Source organism: Photobacterium sanguinicancri, assembly GCF_002265265.1.
In the GTDB taxonomy this organism is placed as follows: Bacteria; Pseudomonadota; Gammaproteobacteria; order Enterobacterales; family Vibrionaceae; genus Photobacterium; species Photobacterium sanguinicancri.
Map to the genome: position 1 here is coordinate 1 of NZ_NOIF01000446.1, position 476 is coordinate 476.

General features: G+C 40.3%; 1 protein-coding gene. It reads left to right on the top strand.

Going from position 1 to position 476, the window contains the following annotated elements; translation table 11 throughout:
- The first annotated feature begins 118 nt into the window (after nucleotides 1-118).
- On the top strand, nucleotides 119-367 hold the full coding sequence (locus ASV53_RS24535) for a hypothetical protein (protein WP_094959034.1): 249 nt from the start codon (nucleotides 119-121) through the stop codon (nucleotides 365-367).
- The last annotated feature ends 109 nt before the right edge of the window (nucleotides 368-476 follow it).

The window sequence follows — 476 nt, forward strand, 5'->3', positions numbered from 1 at the left end:
ATTACTAAAAGTGAAGGGATTATTTTAATAGAGCTATTATTGAATCGTACATTGTGACTATAAAATAAGCGTTAACAGCTATAGTTAATGTGATGGAATCACTGTGGAGGAGGAAGTTATGGTACTTTCAGAGTGTAAAAGTCTCTATCAGGAGCAGCGTTTCATTGAAGCTAGGCTTGTACACGATTTCTTAAGTGCAGGGTGGGGGGTACACTTTATCGAGCCTGGGGGACAGGATCACCCTGTTACCGATACATACGGCAACCCATGCAGTTTTGATTCGTTACAGCAAGCAGAAGCCATTGTGCATCAGGTAGGTGACTGTCCTATTGCTATTGATTCATTGTTCCGTTTTGCTGAGCGTTAGCTTCTATGCTGTAATAAAAAAGCCCAAAGTAGTGAAATGACCCCCAATAGTTGGACAACCAATTATTGGGGGTCTTTTTTATGTCCAAATATAGTCGTGAATTAAAGCT